This is a genomic window from Pannonibacter phragmitetus DSM 14782, from assembly GCF_000382365.1.
Classification (GTDB): Bacteria; Pseudomonadota; Alphaproteobacteria; order Rhizobiales; family Stappiaceae; genus Pannonibacter; species Pannonibacter phragmitetus.
The window spans coordinates 58254-80456 of the sequence record NZ_KB908230.1 but is presented as its reverse complement, the minus strand read 5'-3'; the positions used below and the strand labels follow the sequence as shown (position 1 = coordinate 80456).

The 22203-nt window shown below is 63.6% G+C and carries 19 protein-coding genes; 9 read left to right on the top strand and 10 right to left on the bottom strand.

Annotation, left to right across the window (positions count from 1 at the left end; genetic code table 11):
* Window positions 1–511 precede the first annotated feature (511 nt).
* Entirely contained in the window at window positions 512–1132 is a 621-nt protein-coding gene (locus H163_RS0118225; RefSeq protein ID WP_019966056.1) for a L,D-transpeptidase, read from the bottom strand.
* Window positions 1133–1269: 137 nt separating this feature from the next.
* Window positions 1270–2199 carry a sugar kinase gene (locus H163_RS0118220; protein ID WP_019966055.1) on the bottom strand — a complete coding sequence of 310 codons (930 nt, stop codon included), beginning with the start codon at window positions 2197–2199 and terminating at the stop codon, window positions 1270–1272.
* 205 nt (window positions 2200–2404) lie between these two features.
* Here H163_RS0118220 and H163_RS0118215 point away from each other — a divergent pair, with 205 nt between their 5' ends.
* A complete protein-coding gene (locus H163_RS0118215; protein WP_019966054.1) occupies window positions 2405–3199 on the top strand; it encodes an alpha/beta fold hydrolase in 795 nt (264 codons plus the stop codon).
* A gap of 30 nt (window positions 3200–3229) precedes the next feature.
* Here the strand turns inward: H163_RS0118215 and H163_RS0118210 are convergent, their stop codons facing one another.
* Together H163_RS0118210 and H163_RS0118205 are read right to left on the bottom strand one after the other, a co-directional pair.
* Window positions 3230–4414, bottom strand: coding sequence for an NAD(P)/FAD-dependent oxidoreductase (locus H163_RS0118210; protein WP_019966053.1), 1185 nt, complete (start codon window positions 4412–4414; stop codon window positions 3230–3232).
* Window positions 4415–4654: 240 nt separating this feature from the next.
* Window positions 4655–6595, bottom strand: coding sequence for a methyl-accepting chemotaxis protein (locus H163_RS0118205; RefSeq protein ID WP_019966052.1), 1941 nt, complete (start codon window positions 6593–6595; stop codon window positions 4655–4657).
* 266 nt (window positions 6596–6861) lie between these two features.
* Here H163_RS0118205 and H163_RS0118200 point away from each other — a divergent pair, with 266 nt between their 5' ends.
* Window positions 6862–7740 (top strand): DMT family transporter, encoded by an 879-nt coding sequence (locus H163_RS0118200; protein WP_026356028.1) that lies wholly within the window; start codon window positions 6862–6864, stop codon window positions 7738–7740.
* On the opposite strand, the gene H163_RS0118195 is transcribed toward H163_RS0118200, so the two are convergent.
* Window positions 7712–8605 (bottom strand): YihY/virulence factor BrkB family protein, encoded by an 894-nt coding sequence (locus H163_RS0118195; protein WP_040679211.1) that lies wholly within the window; start codon window positions 8603–8605, stop codon window positions 7712–7714. The two genes, H163_RS0118200 and H163_RS0118195, sit on opposite strands and share 29 nt — an antisense overlap.
* A gap of 170 nt (window positions 8606–8775) precedes the next feature.
* Between H163_RS0118195 and H163_RS0118190 the strand changes: the two genes are divergently transcribed.
* The gene (locus H163_RS0118190; protein ID WP_019966049.1) at window positions 8776–10482 is read left to right on the top strand and encodes an acyl-CoA dehydrogenase family protein; all 1707 of its coding nucleotides are present in this window, start codon (window positions 8776–8778) and stop codon (window positions 10480–10482) included.
* A 94-nt stretch (window positions 10483–10576) separates the two neighbouring features.
* Window positions 10577–10972: a YkvA family protein gene (locus H163_RS0118185; protein WP_019966048.1), complete on the top strand. Its 396-nt coding sequence runs from the start codon at window positions 10577–10579 to the stop codon at window positions 10970–10972.
* Between the two features lie 14 nt (window positions 10973–10986).
* Here the strand turns inward: H163_RS0118185 and H163_RS0118180 are convergent, their stop codons facing one another.
* The 4 genes from H163_RS0118180 to H163_RS0118165 form a co-directional block, all read right to left on the bottom strand.
* The gene (locus tag H163_RS0118180) at window positions 10987–11439 is read right to left on the bottom strand and encodes a hypothetical protein (protein WP_019966047.1); all 453 of its coding nucleotides are present in this window, start codon (window positions 11437–11439) and stop codon (window positions 10987–10989) included.
* A gap of 80 nt (window positions 11440–11519) precedes the next feature.
* Window positions 11520–12056, bottom strand: coding sequence for an RNA 2',3'-cyclic phosphodiesterase (thpR, locus tag H163_RS0118175; protein ID WP_026356026.1), 537 nt, complete (start codon window positions 12054–12056; stop codon window positions 11520–11522).
* Between the two features lie 184 nt (window positions 12057–12240).
* Window positions 12241–13293, bottom strand: coding sequence for an aldo/keto reductase (locus tag H163_RS0118170; RefSeq protein ID WP_019966045.1), 1053 nt, complete (start codon window positions 13291–13293; stop codon window positions 12241–12243).
* A 104-nt stretch (window positions 13294–13397) separates the two neighbouring features.
* Window positions 13398–14039 (bottom strand): arylesterase, encoded by a 642-nt coding sequence (locus H163_RS0118165; RefSeq protein WP_081626056.1) that lies wholly within the window; start codon window positions 14037–14039, stop codon window positions 13398–13400.
* 157 nt (window positions 14040–14196) lie between these two features.
* On the opposite strand from H163_RS0118165, the gene H163_RS0118160 reads away from it, so the two are divergent.
* From H163_RS0118160 to H163_RS0118145, 4 genes are all read left to right on the top strand, one after another.
* A complete protein-coding gene (locus H163_RS0118160) occupies window positions 14197–14904 on the top strand; it encodes an ABC transporter ATP-binding protein (protein WP_019966043.1) in 708 nt (235 codons plus the stop codon).
* Window positions 14901–17480: an ABC transporter permease gene (locus H163_RS0118155; RefSeq protein WP_019966042.1), complete on the top strand. Its 2580-nt coding sequence runs from the start codon at window positions 14901–14903 to the stop codon at window positions 17478–17480. The genes H163_RS0118160 and H163_RS0118155 overlap by 4 nt, the downstream gene beginning before the upstream one ends.
* 202 nt (window positions 17481–17682) lie before the next feature.
* Window positions 17683–18465, top strand: coding sequence for a Bax inhibitor-1/YccA family protein (locus H163_RS0118150; protein ID WP_019966041.1), 783 nt, complete (start codon window positions 17683–17685; stop codon window positions 18463–18465).
* 153 nt (window positions 18466–18618) lie between these two features.
* Complete coding sequence (locus tag H163_RS0118145) at window positions 18619–20655, top strand: S8 family peptidase (RefSeq protein ID WP_019966040.1); 2037 nt, start codon at window positions 18619–18621, stop codon at window positions 20653–20655.
* A gap of 84 nt (window positions 20656–20739) precedes the next feature.
* Here the strand turns inward: H163_RS0118145 and H163_RS0118140 are convergent, their stop codons facing one another.
* The gene (locus H163_RS0118140) at window positions 20740–21168 is read right to left on the bottom strand and encodes a DUF2794 domain-containing protein (protein ID WP_019966039.1); all 429 of its coding nucleotides are present in this window, start codon (window positions 21166–21168) and stop codon (window positions 20740–20742) included.
* A gap of 425 nt (window positions 21169–21593) precedes the next feature.
* On the opposite strand from H163_RS0118140, the gene H163_RS0118135 reads away from it, so the two are divergent.
* Entirely contained in the window at window positions 21594–22112 is a 519-nt protein-coding gene (locus tag H163_RS0118135) for a GNAT family N-acetyltransferase (protein WP_019966038.1), read from the top strand.
* Window positions 22113–22203: the final 91 nt, after the last annotated feature.

Here is a 22203-nt window from a genome sequence, read left to right as displayed (position 1 = left end):
GCGCGGACAGGTTACGAAGTGGATGCCATGGTCAAGCCATGGCATGACGAAACCTATTGAGTTTTCTCGTATTTTTCTCGCAAGACGCCGCCTGTTGTTTGCTCCAGCCATCTCCCCTCTCTCCGTCATGCCATGACTTGATCATGGCATCCATGCCGCTTCGGTCCTTCAAGCGGAGAAGATAAACATGGGTGCAGAGAGATGCTCCGAACGCGCGGAAAGGACACGGGGTGGATGCCATGGTCAAGCCATGGCATGACGAAACCTATTGAGTTTTCTCGTATTTTTCTCGCAAAACGCCGGGTTTTGTTTGCTCCGGCCATCTCCCTTCTCTCCGTCCTGCCATGACCTGATCATGGCATCCATGCCGCTTCGCCCCGGCAAGGAGAGAAGCCAGACATGGATGCAGAGAGATGCCCCACACCGGGAGACGACACGGGGTGGATGCCATGGTCAAAGCCATGGCATGACGAAACCTATTGAGTGTTCTCGTATTTTTCGCTCGGAAGCCTCAGCGGATCACCACCTTGGCACCCACGGAAACCTCGCTGTAGAGGTGCTCCACGTCATCGTTCCACATGCGGAAGCAGCCGGAGGAGACGGCCTGACCGATGCTCCAGTCCTCGTTGGTGCCGTGGATGCGGTAGACCGTGTTGCCCAGATAGAGCGCGCGGGCACCCATCGGGTTCTCCGGACCGCCTGCCATGAAGGCGGGCAGCTTGCGGCCCTTCTTGCGCTCGCGGGCGATCATTTCCGGCGGCGGCGTCCAGCCCGGCCACTCGGCCTTGCGGGTCACCTTTTCCTCGCCCTTCCAGGTGAAGCCGTCCCGGCCGACGCCGATACCATAGCGCATGGCCTTGCCGTTCCCCAGCACGTGGTAAAGGCGGCGCTCCGTGGTGTCGACGATGATCGTGCCGGCTGCCTCCGGGCCGTTGTAGTCCACCGTCTTGCGCTTATATTCCCGGCGGGCGATCTTCGCCGCCACTTCCGGGGTCAGCTTCATTTCCAGCCACTGGCGCGTGACCGGATCGAAATAGGTGTTGTCATAGGCCGATGCGGGCACGGCAGAAAATGCGCTCAAGGCGATGCCGGCAGCAGCAGCCATGAAAGTCAGGCGGGACAGACGGTGCATGGGAAGGCTCGCTGGAAGGTTTCGGTTGGATCAAACACAGGAACGCAACGGGAGTGCCCGCACAGTGACGGGCTGAAACTCCAGTATTTCTAGCGTTTTCGTGGTGAAGAAACCGTTACATGTCCAGGCGGAAAGCCTCAGCCTGCCTTCTCTGCCAGAAATGCTTCCACATCCGCCCGGCGCGGCAGCGGTGCGACCGCGCCATAGCCGGTGACGGAAAGCGCTGCCGCCGCATTGGCATGGGCCGCAGCCGCAAACGCATCGCCGCTGCGCAGATATTCGGCCAGGAATGCACCATCGAAGGCATCGCCTGCACCCGTCGCGTCCACGGCCTTCACCTTGTGGGCCGCCAGCGTCTCGCGGCGCTCTGCCGTGGCAATCAGCACGCCATCGCCGCCCATGGTCAGGGCAACCACCTTGGCACCCAGGGCCAGCAGCTCATCGGCAATGCCCTCGGCATCCTGCGCATGGCAGATCTGGCGGGCGTCATCGAGGCCCGGCAGAACGATATCCGTCATGCCGATGGTGGAGCGGATCACCGCACGGGCACGGGCCAGCGGCCACAGCGCAAGGCGCAGGTTGGTGTCATAGGAGATCAGACCACCCGCAGCGCGCACCTGCTCGACAGCAGCAAAGCAGGCGTCGCAAGCAGACGCCGAAATCGCCTGGCTGATCGCAGAGAAATGCAGCACACGGGTCTTGGCCAGCATGTCCTGCGGCAGATCGCGCGGCTGGTAGAGGCTGGCAGCAGATCCTGCCCGGCGGTAGGAGAAGCGGTGGCCATCGGCGCCGTGGGTGACGAAATAGATGCCCGTCGGCGCGTCCGGGTTGGCCTTGACTTCGCTGTCGTCAACACCTTCGGCCTTCCACATGGCGCGCAGGCTGTCGCCGAAGACATCGGTGCCAAGGGCGGTGGCCAGCGCCACACGGGCGCCCTGACGGGCCGCAGCCACGGCGGCGTTGGACACATCGCCGCCAAAACCGGGGTGATAGGCACCGCCGGCCTCATGCTGGTTCAGCTCTACCATGGGCTCGCCAAGGCAAACGATATCCACCGCGCTCGTCATCTGAAAATCACCCTGAAACAAAGAGGTTTGCCGCTTCTAGACCAGCCGGAGAGCGATGAGAAGCATCTTTCAATCGATTTAATGCCCCGGCAGGTGCAAAGTCCATCCCCTTGAGCGGCCATTGCCGCCCGCCATTCGGGCGGCTAGGCAGAGCGGAACCGGGACGTTATCTAGAGGCAAACGCCTCAAGATCCGGAAAGCCGCCATGTCCATCAGCCTGAAGCCCGATGTCCCCGCCCACCTGCCTTACGCCGAGCAGGGCACGGACCAGACCGGTATACCTCTGGTGCTGCTGCATGGCTTTGGCGGCGACCGGCAGGGCTGGCTGAACATCCAGACCGGTCTTTCCACCCGCCTGCGCAGTATCGCATTTGATCTGCCCGGTCACGGCACGGCCGTGGGCTGGCCGCGCATCGGCAATGCCGGCATCTCGGCCAAGGCGGTCGGCCAGTCGCTGGACGCGCTGGAACTGGAAAAGGTGCATCTGGCGGGCCATTCCATGGGCGGCGCCGTTGCGGCGCTCATCGCGCTGCGCATGCCGCAGCGGATCGCCAGCCTGACGCTGGTCGGCCCCGGCGGCTTCGGCCCGCAGATCAATGCGGATCTTTTGCGCCGATACGCATCAGCTTCGGAAGAAGAGAACCTTGCCGCCCTCCTGCCGGAGTTCTTCGCTCCCTCTTTCCGCATGCCGCGCCAGCTCGCCCGCCACGCCTCGGAAGCAAGGTCACGCCCGGGCGCTGTCGAAGCGCTCCGGGAGATCGTGGAAGAGATCCTTGACGGTGACGGGCAGAAGACCCTGCCGCTTGGAGATGTCGCCGCACTGCCCCTGCCGGTTCAGGTGATCTGGGGCCTTGAGGACGGCGTGCTGCCCGTCAGCCAGAGCGCGGGCCTGCCGGACAGCATCGCCGTGCACCGCCTCGCAGACACCGGCCATATGCCGCATCTGGAGCAGCCACGCGAGGTTATCCGTCTTCTCGCGGAGATCACCAGCGGGCGCTGACGCCCGCAGGCGGGACAAACAGAAGGCGTCTCAAGCAGGGGGCAGAAGATCTTCGCGCCAGGCTTCACCGATGGTCCGGCGGGCCATCATGTGCGAGCGGGGCGCGTTGATGCTGTCCACGGCAATCAGGCGGCCGTCCTTCAGATAGGCAACGTAGAACTTCGCCTCGGCAGGCTCGCCCACCGTGATGGTCTGGTCATAGCCTTCGGACAGACCCGCGATCTGCAGCTTGACGTGATACTGATCCGACCAGAACCAGGGCAGCGGATCATAGTCCACCGGCTGGCCCAGAATGGCCTGCGCCACCACCTTGGCCTGATCAATGGCGTTCTGCACGCTTTCCAGCCGCACATCGCGGCCATAGCGGGCGGAGCGGAAACGGGTGCAGTCGCCGCAGGCATAGACGTCCAGATCGCTGGTGCGGCCGGAAGCATCGACGAGAATGCCGCCATCCACATCCAGCCCGGCAGCTGCCGCCAGCTCCGCATTGGGCAAGGCGCCAACGGCAATCAGCACCAGATCCGCCTCCACGAGGCTGCCATCGGCAAGCCTTACGCCGGTCACCGCCGCTTCGCCCTCGATCCCGGCAACGCCTGCATTGAGGCGCAGATCGACGCCCTGCTCCCGGTGAAGCCCTTCGTAAAAGGCCGAGATGACCGGCGATACAACGCGCTTCAGCACCCGGTCCTGCGCCTCGATCACGGTCACCGCCTTGCCCATGGCGCGGGCAACGGCAGCCACTTCAAGGCCGATGTAACCGGCGCCGATGACAGCCAGACGGGAATGGGCGGAGAGCGCCTTGCGGATGTGGTCCACATCGGCGATCGACCGCAGGCTCAGGACACCCGGCAGATTGCTGCCCGGCAGCGGCACGGCGCGGGCGCGGGTGCCGGTGGCGATGATCAGCTTGCTGTAGGCCAGCTCCTCACCGCTCGACAGAACCACGGTCTTGCCTGTGCGGTCGATGGCGGTCGCCTCAACACCGGTCCTCAGGCCGATGCCCTGCGTTTCATAGAAGGCCACCGGGCGCAGCCACAGGCCCTCGGCATCGGTCTCGCCGGAGAGGAATTTCTTGGACAGCGGCGGGCGCTGATAGGGGGGATGCGGCTCCTCACCCAGAAGATGGATGGCTCCTGCAAATCCGCCCTGGCGAAGGGACTGCGCCACCTGCGCGCCAGCCTGGCCCGCACCGATGATGACGATACTCTCCTGCATGACAACTCCCGGCCCGCGGCCCGATATATTCTGTTGGGCCTATCGATAGCGGGAAAAGCCCGGCAAGGCAAAGGCCCTTGCCGGACAAGCTTCACACAAGGTTCACATGGAAAGATTTGTCCGTAAAAAGAAAAACATGGGCGGGAAACCCACCCATGTTGAAAGACCGGCTCAGCCCCATCGCTCTGGCCCCATCGCTCTGGAGCAATCAACCCGGACGCATTGTTCCGGCCACTCAGGTCAGGCCGCCCGCACGCCTTCAAGGAAGCTGCGGATTTCCTTGCGCAGAACACCGGCCTGCTCGGACAGAAGCTGCGACAGGCGGTCAACCTCGTCTCCGCTGGAACGTGCGTGCTGCGTGGCATTGACAACGGCAGACATACGCTCGGCCCCCTCTTCCGACCGGCTGGACGCATCGGCAACATTCGCCGCAATGCCGCTGACGGCCGCTTCCTGCTGCTCGACAGCAGCAGCGACAGCCACAGCCAGATTGTCCATGTCGGAAATGATATCCCGCACTTCCGAAATGGCTGTCACGGCACCGGCAGACGCATTCTGGATTGCCTCCACCTGCGCGGCGATATCCTCGGTCGCCTTGGACGTCTGGTTGGCAAGCGCCTTGACCTCAGCTGCGACAACCGCAAAGCCCTTGCCCGCCTCCCCGGCGCGGGCCGCTTCGATGGTGGCGTTGAGGGCGAGAAGATTGGTCTGGTTGGCGATGTCGCGGATCAGGCTCATCACAGCGCCGATCCGGTCCGCCGCGCTCGAAAGCGCCTGCATGGTGGAGAAGGTGGATTCGGCCCCGGCCACAGCCTGCTTGGCGACCTTCGTCGACCGGTCAGCCTGATTGGCAATCTCCTTGATGGAGGCCGCCAGCTCTTCCGTTGCCCCTGCCGCCGACGTCACGTTCTGGGCTGCGATGCGCACGCTCTGGCCGGCATTGCCTGCCTGCGCCGCGACCTCATCGGAGGCATCTTCCACAGCGGACGAAGCCTGGCCCAGATCCCTTGATGCGGCATCGAGACTGTCGAGCGCGCGCTGAACGGTCTGCTCGAAGGTGCCGATGATGGCTTCCAGCCGGCGCACACGCTCATCACGTGCCGCATTCTCTTCGGCCTGCGCGGCCTCGAGGCGGATACGCTCGGCCGCATTGTCACGGAACACCCGGACCGTGCGCACCATGGCCGCAATCTCATCGCGGGAATTGCTCTGCGGCAGCTCCACATCCGTCTGGCCACTGGCAAGACGCTCCATGGATTTCTGCAGCCGCGTCAGGGGACCGGACACCGAGCGGCCAATGGCAAAGGCAAGCGCCGGCAGCCCCAGCAGCATGGCCAGAATGATACCGTAGACCACAAGCGAGGACAGCTGACGCACATCAGCCAGTTGCGCAGCCGCCTCAGCATCCCCTTGGCGTGCTGCACTGATCAGCGCTTCGATATGCGGCGGCAGCAGCATGAAAAGGTCTTCAACCAGGGTGATCTTGTCTGAGCGCACCACCAGCGCATCCGCATAGGCATCGAACGCGGCCTTGTAGGCCGTCATGCTGGTCTCGATCTCGGCCTTCACCTCATTGGGAATATAGGCCCGGCCCAGCATCTTGGTGAACATGGCAAAGGCCGTGTCGAACTCCTCACGCGGACCACCGCCCGAAAGGGTGAACTTGCGCTCGGCAAGCTGCACTTCCATGACCGTACGGACGAGCTTTTCGAAGTCGGAAGCACCGCCGAACTTGAGCTCGTCATTGATCCGGTTCTTCGCCTTGTCAGCGAAGGCCGTCAGATCCGCCCGGAGGCCCGAACTGCCATCAAAGCCGATTTTCTCCTGAATGGCATGCAGCTCACCGAAAGCACCGCCAATGGCAGAGACCGTATCCTTCACATCCGCCGTTTCGTTGGCGAGCGGCTGAGCGGAAGGCATAGCAGAAATCGAAGAAATGCCGGCGTCTGCCTTGGCGGCCTCGGCCTTGAACCTGTCAAAGACGGCAGTGGACGGAGCAGAGAGATAGAGTTTTTCCTCGATCTGCATCCGGTTGGCAATTCCGGCAAAATCATAGGCCGCGCGTGCCAGGTTGGTGTTCGCCTCGGAAGCCCGGAAAGCGTCTTCCACCTTGGACTGACTCCACCAGAAGGCTGCGCCCACCACCAGCAGACCCACGGCCGTAATCAGACTGATGGACAAGATCCGCGCACGTACTGTAAGCCCGTTTGCGGAAGGGGCTCCGCCTCCGGTCCGCGCAGAAAGGCCCTGGTCTGGAAGGGTGTGTGTGTTCCGGGTCATTCAGACTTTTCCCATCAGGTGACAGCCAATACACGCTGGCTCAGTATTCTTAACAGCAAGAGCCGTTAATGCAGGCTGAATACACCACTAGGAATAGGCCCCTTTGCTGATTAAATTTTCACCACGCATGCTCTTATCGGCATCACACACCGCAACCCGGCAGACATATGTCTATACAAGCACAAAAACTCGCCCCAATTGCATTCATTTCACTTTGGTCGACCGGATTTATCGGCTCCAAACTTGGAGCACCGTACATTGAGCCCTTTGTTTTTCTGGCTCTGAGATACGCTTTCGCCGTTCCGTTGCTGATTGGCATTGGTGTTTTGCTGGGCTCCGGCCGGAGCCTGCCGGTGAAGACCTCGATTCACTGCATGGTCACCGGCATTCTTGTGCATGGCATCTATCTGGGCGGTGTGTTCTGGGCCATCCGGCAGGGGCTGCCCGCAGGTGCAGCGGCGCTGATGGTCGGCGTGCAGCCGGTTGTGACCGCATTGGCGGCCGGCTGGCTTTTGAAAGAACAGATCACCTGGCGCCACTGGCTGGGCTTTGCCGGTGGCTCTGCCGGCCTTCTCCTGGTGCTGCTGCCCAAGCTGGGCGAGGCTGCCTCCGGCATCACATCCATCACCGTCGCCGTCATGCTGGTATCCGTGATCGCCATCAGCCTGGGCACGGTCTACCAGAAGCGCTTCGTGCAGGGCGCAGATCACGTGACCGGCACCACCTGGCAATATGCCGGTGCATTGCTCTTCACGGTGCCGCTGACCTTCACCGAAACCTGGGAGATCACCTGGTCGCCCCAGCTCATCTTCGCCATGGCCTGGCTTGTTCTGGTGCTGTCCATCGGCGCCATCCTGTTGCTGATGTACATGATCCGCACAGGATCAGCCGCAGAAGTCGGCTCCCTGTTCTATCTGGTGCCCGCCGCTACGACGCTGGAAAGCTATTTCCTGTTTGGCGAAACGCTCACCCTTGTCCAGATCGCAGGCATGGTGCTGATCATGGCGGCGATCCTGTTCATCCGCCGGAAGCCCCGTCCGGCGTAACCTGACGTGCGGCCCTGCGCTGCGCCAGCATCCGCTGGCGCAGGATGGCAGCGTTCAGCTCTCCGCCGATCAGCAGCAGCACGGCAAGAATGTAGAGAAAGACCAGCGCCGACATGACACCGGCCAGCCCGGCATAGGTGGAGACGTAATCCGCGTAGCCCGCCAGATACCAGCCGAAGACAGTGCCGGACGCCACCCAGAGCACCAGCGTCAGCACCACGCCCGGCAAGGCATCCATCATGCTGCGGTGCCCGGCCGGAAGCAGCCAGTGAATGGCATAAAGGCCGGCAAAGCCCAGGAAACCGGCGATGACATAGCGGGTCACGTGCATTTCCTGAAAGACTTCCGCCAGCCCCGGAAGCCACTTGAGGGCCGCCGACAGCACCAGAGGTGCCAGCACCACAAGAAAGGTGAAGGCAATCAGCGCCACCGAACCCAGGATCACGATCAGGATCGCCTGCAGCCGCAGCCAGATGAAGGACCGCGTCTCCCGCACCCGGTAGGCCCGGTTGAGCGCCAGCCGAACCGCGCTGACGCCGTTGGAGGCAAACCACAGGGCTGCCACGGCGCCAAAGGTCAACAGGTCACCACGGCGGACCGTCAGTACCTTGTTGATCTCTTCGGCGACAGGGGCCGCTACCACCGGAGGCCAGGCATCGAAAATCAGCGCCGAGACCTGATCGGCCACGCCCGAGAGCCCCAGAAAACCGGTGAGCGCGGCGATGAAGATCAGGAACGGAAACAACGCCAGCAGCGTCGACAGCGCCACGTGGCTGGCCATGGCCCAGCCATCATCCGTATTGAAGTGGCTGACCGCATCCCACAGGACGCGGAAGCTGGCGGGCAGAGACTTTATCAGCTTCATATCCCCGATGTGGCCCGTTTGGCGTGCAGGCGTCAAGCCCATGTTGCCTTTGCGGCGCTGCATGCTTGGCCGAAAGGCGTAGAGCTGCGGCCTCGACAAAGCCGCAGGTGCAGCGCAACATGCTTTCCAGAATGCGACGCAACAAACAACAAATGCAAAGGGACGGACGGATGGGCATGGCTCTGGGACACAAGACAGCCAGTAGGGCAGCCGGGAAGGACAGCGCAGTGGAACATCTGTTTGCGCAAACGGGAGAGGCCGTAGCCGCGCTGGACACCCTGCTGGATGCCGCCACCCGCGCCGTGCGGGCGAAGGTGACGGACGGCAAGGGCCTGTCTGCGGAGGCCATGGACCGGCACCAGCATGCCACCCACGGTCTCGCCTGGCTCGCGACCTATGTGGAAGCCCTGCGGCAGATGGATGCCTATGGCCAGCGCCTGCTGACGGAAGGGCGCCTCGGACGCCTTGAGGAACTGACCCTGCGCCTCGGCTTCAGCGAATATCTGGCGCAGGTCCTCGGCGGCATTCCCATGAACCAGGGCGAGTTCATCCGCCTTGCCAGCCTCGGCCTTGGAGAGGCGGACACCGCTGCCCTGCAGTCCTGTTCTGCTGACCTGATGGCACAGGGCTCCAGCCCGGAGCTGCGGACAGAGCTGGCAGACCTCATCCGCCATCAGGAGGGCCATTCTGTCTTTGGCGACAGCGGCCTTGATGAAACGCTGGAGCAGATCCGTACCGAAATGCGCCGCTTTGCCGAGGACAAGGTGAGCCCCCATGCGCATCAGTGGCACCTCGACAATGACTATATCCCGCTCGACGTCATCAACCAGATGGCGGAACTCGGCGTCTTCGGCCTGACCATTCCGGAGGAATACGGCGGGATGGGCCTCGGCAAGCAGAGCATGGTTGTCGTCTCGGAAGAGCTGTCCCGCGCCTATATCGGCGTCGGTTCGCTTGGCACCCGCTCGGAAATTGCGGCAGAGCTGATCCTGTGCGGCGGCACCGAAGAGCAGAAGGCCCACTGGCTGCCGAAGATCGCCTCGGGCGAGATCCTGCCCACCGCCGTCTTCACCGAGCCCAACACCGGCTCCGACCTTGCCTCGCTGCGCACCCGTGCCGTGAAGGAAGGGGACGTGTGGAAGATTTCCGGCAACAAGACCTGGATCACCCATCCGGTGCGTGCCGACATCATGACGCTGCTGGCCCGCACCAACCCGGACGAGCCGGGCTACAAGGGCCTGTCCATGTTCATCGCCGAGAAGCCGCGCGGCACGGATGAGGAGCCCTTCCCTGCGCCCGGCATGTCCGGCGGCGAAATCGAGGTGCTCGGCTACCGGGGCATGAAGGAATACGAGATCGCCTTCGACGGCTTCGAGGTGAAGGCGGAAAACCTGCTCGGCGGCGAGACCGGTCAGGGCTTCAAGCAGCTGATGCAGACCTTCGAGGGCGCCCGCATCCAGACCGCCGCCCGCGCGCTGGGGGTTGCGCAGGCCGCGCTCGACCTCGGGCTTCGCTATGCGCAGGAGCGCATCCAGTTCGGCAAGCCACTGATCAGCTTTCCGCGCGTTTCCGACAAGCTGGCGCTGATGGCAGCAGAACTGATGCTGGCCCGCCAGCTGACCTATTTCTCAGCCGCCGAAAAGGACTCCGGCCGCCGCTGCGATCTGGAGGCGGGCATGGCCAAGCTGCTGGGCGCACGCGTGGCCTGGTCCGCGGCGGACAATGCCCTGCAGATCCACGGCGGCAATGGCTTTGCGCTGGAGTATCAGATTTCCCGCGTGCTCTGCGACGCCCGTATTCTCAACATCTTCGAGGGTGCGGCGGAAATTCAGGCTCAGGTCATCGCCCGGCGCGTGCTGGAAACCCGGGCGCTCTGACGGGCGTCCGGCGGCCATCCCTTGAGGCTGCAACGCGGCGCCACCATATTCTGTCCGTAGCCGGCAAGCACAAGAAGCACCGGCTGCGGAGAGGATGGCCATGACGCATCATACCGAAGCACCCGGCTTTGATCCGGAAATCCTTGGGCCGGAGCTGGGCACAGACGAGCAGAAGTCCCGCCGCATCCGGGAAAAACTACTGGAGACGCTGCGCAAGGCGGCCCGGCAGGTCCCCTTCATGGAAGATGTGGTGGCCGCCTATTTCTGCGCGCTTGATCCGGCAACCCCGCGCAAGGTGCGCGCCACGCTGCTGGCGGCGCTGGCCTATTTCGTACTGCCCCTGGACGTGGTGCCGGATTTCATTCTCGGCATCGGCTTTGGCGACGATGCCACGCTGCTGATGGGCGCCATCGCCATGGTACGTGCCCATATGCGCCCGGAACATACCGAGGCTGCGAAAGACGTGCTGGACGGCAAGACATCACTCTGACCCGGACGGAGGCCTCAATCAGGCCTGTCGGCCGCGCCTCTCCAGCAGCCGGATGTGCGCCCGGCAATCACCCAGTAGATGATCCCGCCGGTAAAGCCGGAGGCCAGCGCCACCGTGGTGCCCGGCAGCCACCCGCTGCGGCCATTCGCGATGATGCTGCTGTCCCCCATGATCCAGAGCCCGGCCGCGATCAGCCCCGCCAGCCCCACATGATAGACGATGCTGCGCAGCCGCAGCACTTCGGCAAGAGCGATGGCGATGAAAGAGGGTGCGAAGGCAAGAGCCCCCAGAAAGGCAGCAGAAACGAGCGACGTGCCGGTGACCGCACCGGCCATCACCGGGTCCTGCTGCGCAAACACGTCCCGGAAAAAGCCGAAGGCCAGAAAGCCCGCCGCCCCCAGCAGCCCCAGAATGAAACCGGTCACTGCCTTGACCACCTGCAGCACCAGCAAACCTCCGTCAATCATGCCTTCTGTCCCTGCCTGAAACCGGTCCCAGCCTGCCGCGCCAACTGGCCCGTTTCAAGGCAGGCCAGTTGCACACCCCTTTACGCGGCTAGCGGAAAGGCTTCTTCCACCAGATAGGGTCCGCCACCGATGCTGGCACGGGAGGAGAACAGGACAAAGCGCCCGGCAAGGAAAGTTGGCGCCTGAAAACTGCCGCGCTCCGTCAGCCAGCGGGCAACGTCAGCGTTGCTGGCCGTCTTGCAGCGGGCAATCGTGACATGCGGCATGTATTTGCGCCGCTCCGGCGGCAGCCCCAGCCGCTGCAGGATGCGCTCCTGCTCGGCCTGCAGTTCGGCCAGCTGGGCGGAAGGCTCCACCCGCGCCCAGATGGAATGCGGCTTGCCATTGCCGAAGGAGCCAAGGCCGTTGAGCCGGATGTCGATCGGGTCCCGCCGGATGCGCGACAGGGCATCAGCCACCTCGTCGGCCGTGCGGTCATCGATGTCACCGATGAAGCGCAGGGTGATGTGATAGTTTTCAGGATCAATCCAGCGGGCGCCCCGGAGGCCTCCGCGGAGCATGGACAGGTGCAGGCCGGTTTGGGCCGGAATTTCGAGACCTGTAAACAATCGCGGCATCGGGCAACCCTCCGCTGTCGCTGGTCTCTCCATCAGGGGGCATCTTGCCGCACTGCGCAAGGAAATTCGCAAAGGCCTTGAAAAGACGGGGCTTTGCTCCCCTGAAATGATGCGCGGCGCAAAACGCGCCGCACAAATTGTTGATTCGCAGGCAATCCTGCCCTTGCGGCAGCCACCACACAAATCAGGGCGACGTGTTGCCATGCATCTGGTGCAGCAGGTCGATCTTGCCGATCAGCTCCGGCGAAAGCTTCACATCCGCCGCGCCGATGGCCACCTGCAACTGCGCCATGGAGGTGGCACCGATGATCACCGAGGTCATGAAGCTGCGGGTCAGCGGGAAGGCGATGGCGAGCTGCGCCGGATCCATGCCGGCCGACCGGGCCAGTTCCACATAGGCAAGGATCGCCTCTTCCGCGCCCGGCTTCTCATAGCGCTGCAGACGGTTGTAGAGCTGCTTGCGCGATCCGGCCGGCAGCGCACCATCCAGATACTTGCCCGTCAGCGTGCCTTGTGCCAGCGGCGAATAACCGAGCAGACCGACGTCCTCGCGCAAGGAAACTTCCGCCAGCCCCGTCTCGAAGGTGCGGTTCAGCATGTTGTAGGCATTCTGGATCGACACCGGCCGGGCAAGGCCTTCGGTCTCCGCCAGCTTCAGATAGGTCATCGTGCCCCAGGCGCTTTCGTTCGACAGGCCGATGTGCCGAACCTTGCCTTCCTTGACGAGTTCAGTCAGCGCCGCCAGCGTTTCGGCAATCGGCGTCTCGTCCGCAGCAGGCGCCGGATCATTCCAGCGGGTGGGGTTGGAGCCGAAGCCGGGGACCGTGCGGTCGGGCCAGTGCACCTGATAGAGATCGACATAGTCGGTCTGCAGGTTGTTCAGGCTGCGCTCGATCGCCTCACGGATCTGCGGGCGGGTCAGGCGGACTTCCTCACCGGACTTGCGGTAGTAGGTGCTGTCCGAACGGCCCGCTACCTTGGTGGCCAGAACGATCTTGTCCCGGTTGCCGCGCGCCTTCAGCCAGGTGCCTATGATGCGCTCGGTCCGCCCCTGCGTCTCGCCGCTGGGCGGGATCGGATACATCTCGGCAGTGTCGAAGAAGTTGACGCCATGGTCCAGCGCATAGTCGAGCTGGGCGTGGCCTTCAGCTTCCGTGTTCTGCTCGCCAAAGGTCATGGTGCCAAGGCAGATTGAGCTGACCATGATATCCGTGCGGCCAAGACGGCGTTGATCCATCGGAACATCCCTCGTGTTTCGAAAGGTCTTTGTTCAAGACGTTGTTCAAGACAATGTGGCAGGCGCGGCAAGCCGCGAAAGGCGGGACCCGGCGGGGCAGAAGGTTATTTCTGCCGGGCGCGGGCAACGAGATCCTGCACGAGAGGTAGCACATTGGCAACGATGACCGAAACCCCCTCCCCCGTAGGGTGCATGCCGTCAGCCAGATTGAGTTCCGGCTTCATCGCCACGCCTTCGAGGAAAAACGGATAGAGCAGCGCATCATGCGCCCCGGCCACATCCGCGAAGATCGGGTCGAAGGCGGCGGCATAGTCCTCGCCCAGATTGCGCGGCGCCATCATGCCGGCCACCAGCACCTCGACACCCCGCTCCCGCAGGCGGGAGACGATGGCCTCGATATTCTTGCGGGTGGCGGCCGGATCAATGCCGCGCAGGGCATCATTGGCGCCCAGTTCCACGATCACCGCATCCGCATCCGGCGGCACCGACCAGTCGAGCCGCGACAGGCCGCCGGAGGAGGTGTCACCGGAGACACCCGCGTTGATCACGGTGACGTTCTCACCCTTTTCCTTCAGCGCCTTTTCCAGCTGCACCGGAAAGGCCTCATCGGGAGCGAGCTGATAGCCGGCCGACAGGCTGTCCCCGAGGACAACAATCTTCACAGCTGCGTCATTGGCAAGCGCATGGCCGGAAGAAAGGCTTGCAGACACCGCAATTGCGACAAACAGATACACAAACTTGAACATGGCGGTCTGGATCACTCCGTGACAGGGCCCCATATGCACCGGAAACCCGCAGGCTGCGGGACCATACTTTTTGTTGCCCGATGGGCTGGCACCGCAGTGAAACGGCAGCGGCACCGCTCAGATCCCATCCAGGCACCCAACCTATATAGGGTCACACATGACGACTGGACCAGCCATTGCGCTCAAGGGAGTTCACCTCAGCCTCGGAGACGGCGCAGGCCGGGTTCACATTCTCAAAGGTGTCGATCTGGAAATCGAGGCCGGCAGCTCCACGGGTCTGGTTGGCCCATCGGGCTCCGGCAAGTCCACCCTGCTGATGGTGATGGCCGGGCTGGAGCGGGCCGACAAGGGCTCGGTCATCGTTGCAGGCTCCGAGCTGACGCCGCTGAGCGAGGATCAGCTTGCGCGCTTCCGCGGCCGCAATGTCGGCATCATCTTCCAGTCCTTCCATCTCGTGCCCAACATGACGGCGCTGGAAAATGTCGCCGTGCCGCTGGAGCTTGCCGGCGACCCCAAGGCCTTCGACAAGGCCCGCGCGGAACTTGAAGCCGTGGGCCTCGGCCACCGCCTCTCCCACTATCCGGCGCAGATGTCCGGCGGCGAGCAGCAGCGCGTGGCCGTCGCACGGGCGCTGGTGGTGGAGCCGGAAATCCTCATCGCCGACGAGCCGACCGGCAACCTCGATGCTGCAACCGGCGAGCAGATCGTCGAGCTGATGTTCTCGGCCATTGCCCGCCGCCGCACCACGCTGGTGCTGGTGACCCATGACCCGGCGCTGGCCGAACGCTGCGACCGGGTGGTGCGCATGCGCTCCGGCCAGGTGGAGGAGGAGCATCACGCCTCTCCGGCGGAGGCCCGCGCATGACGGCCTTTGCCCCGGCCCCGTCAGGCGGCAACAGTTCGCTCGCCCTCGCCTTCCGCTTTGCCCTGCGCGAGCTGCGCGGCGGTTTGAAGGGCTTTTACATCTTCATCGCCTGCATCGCCCTTGGCGTTGCCGCCATCGCGGGCGTTGCCTCGGTATCGCGGGCGCTGACGGAAGGCATTTCCAACGAGGGACAGGCGATCCTCGGCGGCGACATGTCCTTCCGCCTCGTCCACCGCGAGGCCGATGCCGCCGAATATGCCTATGTGCAGAGCCTTGGCGAAGTCACCCGCACCGCGACCCTGCGCGCCATGGCCCGCAAGACCGACGGCAGCGATCAGGCGCTTGTCGAGCTGAAATCCGTCGATGGCGCGTATCCCCTCTACGGTACTCTTTCACTTGCAGGCGGCATCAATCCTGCCGAGGCCATGGGCCGCCAGCCGGATGGCAGCTTCGGCGCCGTCGCCGATGCCTCGCTGCTCGCCCGCCTCGGGCTTGAAACCGGCGACAAGCTCTCCATCGGCCGCGCCACCGTCACCCTCACCGGCGTCATCGCCACCGAACCGGACAAGCTCTCCGGCGGGCTGGAATTCGGCCCGCGCCTGATGCTGAGCGAAGCGGCACTGCCTGAGACGGCGCTCGTCCAGCCCGGCAGCCTCGTCACCTGGTCCTACATGGTGAAGCTGCCATCCAGCACGACGGATGAAGGCATCATCCGCCTCATCGAGCAATCGCGTGAGAAATTCCCGCAGGCAGGCTGGCGCATCCAGTCCCGCGCCAGTGCCTCACCGGGGCTGGAGCGCAACATAGAGCGTTTCACCCAGTTTCTGACGCTGGTGGGCCTCACCGCGCTGGTCGTCGGCGGCGTCGGCGTTGCCAATGCGGTGAGGGCATTCCTTGAAAGCAAGCGCGAGGTGATCGCCAGCTTCAAGTGCCTTGGCGCCAGCAATGATCTCGTCTTCCGCATCTATCTGATCCAGATGATGATCATTGCCGCCATCGGCATCGCCATCGGCCTTGTGGCGGGTGCCATCATCCCCTTCGCGGCAGCCGGGGCCATTTCCGGCCTTCTGCCTGTAAAACTGGCGGTGTCCGTCTACCCGGCGGAGCTTGGGCTCGGCCTGGTCTATGGCATGCTGACGGCGCTGGCCTTTGCCATCTGGCCGCTGGGCCGCGCCCATGACGTGCCGCCGACAGCCCTGTTCCGCGATCAGGTGACGGGCGCCAAGGTCTGGCCGCGCAAGCGCTATCTGGCCGCAACGCTGATCGCCGCCCTGTCGCTGGCCGCAATCGCCATCTTCCTCGCCGAAGACCGGCGCATTGCCTCGATCTATGTGGTTGCGTCCACCGCTTCCTTCCTGCTGCTGGGCGGGGTGGCGCGGCTGATGATGCTTGCCGCCCGCAAGGCGCCGCAGGTGCGCTCCACCGGCCTCAGGCTCGCCATTGCCAACATCCACCGGCCGGGCGCGCTCACCTCTTCTGTGGTGCTGTCGCTCGGCCTTGGCCTCACCCTGCTGGTGTCGCTGGCCCTCATCGACGGCAACCTGCGCCGGGAGCTGACGGCGACGATTGCCGAGAAGGCCCCGAGCTTCTTCTTCATCGACATCCAGAGCACCGAACGCGACGCCTTCGCCACCCTGCTGCAGCAGGACGCCGGGGACGCGAAGATCCAGAGCGTACCCATGCTGCGCGGGCGGCTCGTCAGCCTCAAGGATGTGCCGGTCAACCAGATCACCCCGCCGGCCAGTGCCGCCTGGGTGCTGCGCGGCGACCGGGGCATCACCTATCAGGACAGCCTCCCGGCCAATTCCACGCTGATGAAAGGGGAGTGGTGGCCGGAGGGCTACAGCGGCGAGCCGCTGGTCTCCTTCGATGATGAACTGGCAACCGAGTTGGGGCTGGCCGTCGGCGACCGGATCACCGTCAATGTGCTGGGCCGGGAAATCACCGCGAAGATCGCCAACACCCGCAAGGTGGAATGGGAATCGCTCGCCATCAATTTCGTCATGGTGTTCTCTTCCAACACCTTCGCCGGCGCCCCGCACGCCTTCCTGATGACCGTAACCTGGGACCCGGATGCGCCGGCCGAGCGGGAGTTGTCTCTGCTGAAATCGGTTTCCTCCGCCTTCCCCACCGTGACGGCCATCCGCGTCAAGGATGCACTGGCGCAGATCAATGATCTTGTCGCCCAGCTCGCCGTCGCCATCCGGGCCGCCTCCGCCATCACGCTCATCTCCAGCATTCTGGTGCTGGCCGGAGCGCTGGCGGCCGGAAACCGCAGCCGCATCTATGACGCGGTGATCCTCAAGACGCTGGGCGCCACCCGCGCCCGGCTGACCGGCGCCTATGCGATGGAATATGCGATGCTCGGCCTCGGCACGGCGGTCTTTGCAGTGTTGGCCGGGTCCATTGCCGCCTGGTTCGTGATCACGCAGGTGATGAACGGGTCCTTCACACTGCTGCCAGGCACCGCTGTTACGGCCGCCCTTGCTGCGCTGGTGCTGACCGTCGGCTTCGGCCTCATCGGCACATGGCGCGTGCTGGGCAAGAAACCTGCCCCCGTGCTGCGCAATCTGTGACCGGAAAAGACGCAATGCTGGCGCCCTCTGACGGGCGCCAGCGGCACAAGGTGGAGATTTTGTAATCTTCGCAGCAGCATTTTTTGGACCATTTGCCCTTGTGCGATGGCGGAACCCCGCCCATATTCTTCTGCAAACGGACTAGTCCGTCGAGGCGGTTTGGGAGTGTCCCTCCCGCGTAACCATGAAGGGGAAACAATACATGTCGACGTTCGACCGGAAAAATGAAGCACCGTACGCGGTCGCCGGCCGCTACGCCGATGCCGGCATTGACCAGGGCCTGCGCTCTTATATGCTGGGCGTCTACAACTACATGACCATCGGTCTTGCCATCACTGGATTCATCGCCCTGGGCCTTGCCCAGTTTGCGACGACCACTGATCCGGCAGCCGCCGCTGCCGTTCTCGGCAATGGCACGATGCTCTCGCAGCTTGGCTATGCGCTCTATGCCTCGCCGCTGAAGTGGCTGATTATGCTGGCTCCGATAGGCATGGTGCTCTTCCTCTCCATGCGCATCCAGTCCATGAGCGCCTCGACCGCGCAGGTCAGCTTCTGGGTCTATGCCGCCCTCATGGGTGCGTCCCTGTCCTCGATCTTCCTTGTCTACACGGGCGGATCGATCGCACGCGTGTTCTTCATCACCGCAGCTTCCTTCGGTGCGCTGAGCCTCTACGGCTACACCACCAAGAAGGACCTGTCGGGCTGGGGCTCGTTCCTGGTGATGGGCCTGATCGGCATCATCATCGCCTCGGTGGTCAACATCTTCCTGGCGTCCTCCGCCCTGCAGTTCGCTGTCTCGGTGATCGGCGTGCTGGTGTTCGCAGGCCTCACCGCCTATGACACCCAGCAGATCAAGGAAATGTACTACGAGGGTGACACTGGCGAAGTGGCCACCAAGAAGTCGATCATGGGTGCCCTGCGCCTCTACCTTGACTTCATCAACCTCTTCGTCATGCTGCTGCAGCTGTTCGGCAACCGCGAATAAGCGCAAGGCAGACAAGATACAGCAAGGGCGCGGATCACCTCCGCGCCCTTTTTGTTTTCAGATCAACCCAAAAACTACCATCACCGGACGTTGATTGCACGATGTTCAATCTTGAGAGATACAAAGACAGTTTAAGCGGTTTTCAGGGCTGACATGCGTACACACTTACATTTTCTGCGTGCCGCACTTCTCGGTGCCACGGCAGCATCCACCCTCTTCTTTGGCGCGGCAGCTTTGCAGGCGGCACCACTTGTGCCGGTCAACGAATATGATGCCCAGTGGGGGCTGCTGATGACCGGCGCCCCGATCGCGCATTCCCGTGGCTACACCGGGGCCGGCGTCACGGTTGGCGTCCTTGATACGGGCATTCTCGCCAGCCATCCGGACCTGATCGCCAACCTCAGTGGCCTGAACTTCAATGGCTTTGAAGAAATGGCGACCTTCACCGATGCCGACGGCCACGGCACCCATGTGGCCGGGATCATCGGTGCATCAGCCAACGGTTTCGGCATGATGGGCGTTGCACCGGGGGCCAAGCTCGTGAACCTCGCCATCATGGATGACGATGGCAAGATCGAGAACGAATACGCCGCCCGGGTGCTCGAATATGGCCTCAACAACGGCATCCGGATCTTCAACAATTCCTGGGGCAGCTACGTCTATGTGCCCTCAGGCGATCTGGCAGCCGACCGGGCGTCCTTCGAAGAGGACGATGCCGAACTTCTGGCAGCGGCACGTGAAGCTGCGCGCCGGGGCGCAGTGCTTGTCTGGGCAACCGGCAATGACGGGGCAACCGATGCCGGTGTTCAGGCCGCCATGCCCTATCTCTACCCGGAACTGACACCCAACTGGATTGCAGTGACCTCCGTGGGCCGCGATGGCACCTCGCCTGCCTATTCCAATCACTGCGGCGTCACGATGATGTGGTGTCTGGCAGCGCCCGGCGGCGGTGACGATCAGGACAATGACGGCATCTACTCCACGGCCAACACCGGTGGTTATGTGCGCTTCTCCGGGACATCGATGGCCACGCCGCACGTCACGGGTGCGCTGGCTATCGCCCAGCAGATGTACCCCAACGCCACGCCGGAGCAGCTGGCCCGTCTCGTGCTGCTGACCGCCTCGGATATCGGCGCAGCCGGTATCGACAGGCAATACGGCTGGGGTCTGCTCAACCTCGACCGGCTGACGAGCACGAATGACGTCAGAAAGGTGTCATCCTTCTCACAGACCGCACAGGTGCAGACGCAGGCCGTCAACCAGGTCATGGGCATCACCGAGCAGCGTGCCAGCGCACTGCTGGATCCGGCGGGGCCTGCTGTTGCCGTTTCTACCAATGGGGCAGCGCCCAGCGAAGCGAGCCGCCGCTTCTGGGTGCAGTCGCTGGCGGGCGTCAGCCTGATGGACGGCACCTCCACCTCCGCCTCCTCCACCAGCCGCAGCGCGGGCCTTCTGGTGGGCGGTGAGTTCATCGCAACCGAGAACCTGCGTCTTGGTGCAGCCGGCGGCTTCAGCACCTCGTCCATGCATGGCGGCGGTGACCGGGCCCGTATCAGCGGCCTCCATGCCCTGATCTATGGCGGCTATACCTATGACCGCTATTTCCTCGAAGCCGCGTCCAGCTTCTCGCGCTTCGAGAATACGCTCGACCGCAACAACATCACCGGTTCAGGCACCAGCCTGGCCGTCAATGGCCAGACGAAGACCACGGATCTCGGCCTGTCTGCCTCTGCACGTATCGGCATGACCTTCGAGACCGAGGGCCTTCTGGCACGCCCCTATGTGCACGGCCGCGTCCGCCATCAGTGGCTCGGATCGGGCAACGAAACAGGCGCCGACGTGTTCAACGTCAGCCTGCGCAGCACCACCTCAACGGGCTCGGAAACCGGCGTTGGCCTGCGCCTGTCGGCCACGCCCATCGCACTGGGCAGCTACAGCGTGACGCCGATGATGGACATCGCCTATGCCCGCGCCCTGGGCCCTGTGGCCGCCGGCCGGAATGTTCAGATGCTGGGCCGCTCCATCAACAGCGCAGCTCCCGATCTCGGCCGCGATATCGGGCGGCTCAACCTTGGTGTTGCCGCCACCAATGCCAGCCAGAAGCTGACCGGCAAGCTGTCCTACGGCGGCGAACTGCGCCGCAACGCCCAGTCCCATTCGGTCAACGCCGAACTGAGCCTGCGCTTCTAAGACTTCAGAAAAGCTGGAAGAAAGGCCTCCGGACGAGACCGTCCGGAGGCCTTTCTGCGTTGCTGGAATACGGTCTGCCTCGGCTCAGGCATCCACCAGCCGCAGATGGCGCTTCTTTTCAAAGACCTTGAGAACAGATGCCAGCTCGGGCCCGCGCTTGAGCACCATGCCGCCCGTCGCCACCACGCTGTAGGCGCCCTGGCGGCGGGCAAGCTTCGGGTCCTTCTCGATCCGGTAAAGCGGCATTTCGCTGCTGCGGCGGAAGACGGAGAAGACGGCCCGGTCCTTCATCAGGTCGATGGCATAGTCCCGCCACTCTCCATCCGCGACCATGCGGCCATAGATGCGCAGGATCTGGTCGAGCTCTCTCCGGTCAAAGGCAACGACGGGTTTCGCCGGGATCTGCGGAACGGCCGACTGGGCACTGGAACCGGGCGGACTGTCCGGCCGGACAGACATTTCATGAGGAACGCCCTGCGGCTGTCCGGCTGCGTCTGCTTCGCTCTCGCTCATGCCACCTCCCGTCAACCTTGCAGCGGAATCAGACCTGCTGATGCCTGCCGGCGAGGATATGTCATTGAGTTGTCATGATGCCCCTTGCGGGGCGCACTGGCAAGCCTGCGGATGACAGGGTTCCGGGGCCGCAGGAATGCTGAAAAGATACCTTGCTTTTGCCTCAATTGAGCCCTTCACAAGCCACGTTGACCCACCATCTTATGATCATACCCGTTCGGCCTGAACGGTTCTGGTTCCGGTACGCATTAGCCCCCCAGCCCCCCGGAACGGAGCTGATCAGGTTGAGTGCTGAAGTACATTCGAACGGGCACCTGAAGGGCCAGCACTCGTGCTGGCCCTTTTCATTTGCCGCAACGGCAGATCAGCCGGTCCCCTTTCATTGCCCGCTTCCCGTTTACCTTCCGTCCGGCTATCATCTGCCCATGACGACGAGCCTCGTGGAACTGCGCCCCGCAAGACATGATGACACGGCCAGCCTTGCGGCCGTGCATGCGCAGGCGTGGCGCCTTGCCTACCGGGGCATGCTCGACGGGCTGGACCTGGAGCGCTTTGTCGCCCGCCGCAGCGGCGGCTGGTGGCATGATGCCATCGACAAGGGTGTCGAGATCGAAGTCCTGGAAGTCGCGGGCGAGGTGGCAGGCTATGCCAGCTATGGCCCCTGCCGCATGCGGGGCACCGGCTGCGCCGGAGAGCTCTACGAGCTTTATCTCAAGCCGGAGTATCAGGGCCTCGGCTTTGGCCGCAGATTGTTTGCCAGCGTCAGAACCTGTCTGGAGCGGCGCGGTCTCAAGGGCCTTGCGGTGCGCGTCCTGACGGACAATGAACCGGCCTGCGGCTTCTATGCCGCCCTTGGCGGTGTGCTGACCGGCCGCTCCTGGCACCAGACGGGCGGCAAGCGGCTGGAGCTGTCCATCTATTGCTGGCACGAGACGGAGCGCTGAAACGCGCCCGCCGGATCTGTCACCCAGCGGCACCGGAAAGCCCGGATTTCAACGCTCTATCACACTTGCCCCTTGCTTCGCGGCGCGGTCC

What these genes read in the sequence shown, in the direction of transcription:
- H163_RS0118150 (WP_019966041.1), top strand. Translation starts at nt 17,683, where the DNA reads ATGTCGACGTTCGACCGGAAAAATGAAGCACCGTACGCGGTCGCCGGC.
- H163_RS0118145 (WP_019966040.1), top strand. Translation starts at nt 18,619, where the DNA reads ATGCGTACACACTTACATTTTCTGCGTGCCGCACTTCTCGGTGCCACG.
- H163_RS0118165 (WP_081626056.1), bottom strand. Translation starts at nt 14,039, where the DNA reads ATGTTCAAGTTTGTGTATCTGTTTGTCGCAATTGCGGTGTCTGCAAGC.
- H163_RS0118210 (WP_019966053.1), bottom strand. Translation starts at nt 4,414, where the DNA reads ATGCAGGAGAGTATCGTCATCATCGGTGCGGGCCAGGCTGGCGCGCAG.
- H163_RS0118220 (WP_019966055.1), bottom strand. Translation starts at nt 2,199, where the DNA reads ATGACGAGCGCGGTGGATATCGTTTGCCTTGGCGAGCCCATGGTAGAG.
- H163_RS0118160 (WP_019966043.1), top strand. Translation starts at nt 14,197, where the DNA reads ATGACGACTGGACCAGCCATTGCGCTCAAGGGAGTTCACCTCAGCCTC.
- H163_RS0118180 (WP_019966047.1), bottom strand. Translation starts at nt 11,439, where the DNA reads ATGATTGACGGAGGTTTGCTGGTGCTGCAGGTGGTCAAGGCAGTGACC.
- H163_RS0118215 (WP_019966054.1), top strand. Translation starts at nt 2,405, where the DNA reads ATGTCCATCAGCCTGAAGCCCGATGTCCCCGCCCACCTGCCTTACGCC.
- H163_RS0118155 (WP_019966042.1), top strand. Translation starts at nt 14,901, where the DNA reads ATGACGGCCTTTGCCCCGGCCCCGTCAGGCGGCAACAGTTCGCTCGCC.
- H163_RS0118225 (WP_019966056.1), bottom strand. Translation starts at nt 1,132, where the DNA reads ATGCACCGTCTGTCCCGCCTGACTTTCATGGCTGCTGCTGCCGGCATC.
- thpR (WP_026356026.1), bottom strand. Translation starts at nt 12,056, where the DNA reads ATGCCGCGATTGTTTACAGGTCTCGAAATTCCGGCCCAAACCGGCCTG.
- H163_RS0118135 (WP_019966038.1), top strand. Translation starts at nt 21,594, where the DNA reads ATGACGACGAGCCTCGTGGAACTGCGCCCCGCAAGACATGATGACACG.
- H163_RS0118190 (WP_019966049.1), top strand. Translation starts at nt 8,776, where the DNA reads ATGGGCATGGCTCTGGGACACAAGACAGCCAGTAGGGCAGCCGGGAAG.
- H163_RS0118140 (WP_019966039.1), bottom strand. Translation starts at nt 21,168, where the DNA reads ATGAGCGAGAGCGAAGCAGACGCAGCCGGACAGCCGCAGGGCGTTCCT.
- H163_RS0118170 (WP_019966045.1), bottom strand. Translation starts at nt 13,293, where the DNA reads ATGGATCAACGCCGTCTTGGCCGCACGGATATCATGGTCAGCTCAATC.
- H163_RS0118200 (WP_026356028.1), top strand. Translation starts at nt 6,862, where the DNA reads ATGTCTATACAAGCACAAAAACTCGCCCCAATTGCATTCATTTCACTT.
- H163_RS0118185 (WP_019966048.1), top strand. Translation starts at nt 10,577, where the DNA reads ATGGCCATGACGCATCATACCGAAGCACCCGGCTTTGATCCGGAAATC.
- H163_RS0118195 (WP_040679211.1), bottom strand. Translation starts at nt 8,605, where the DNA reads ATGAAGCTGATAAAGTCTCTGCCCGCCAGCTTCCGCGTCCTGTGGGAT.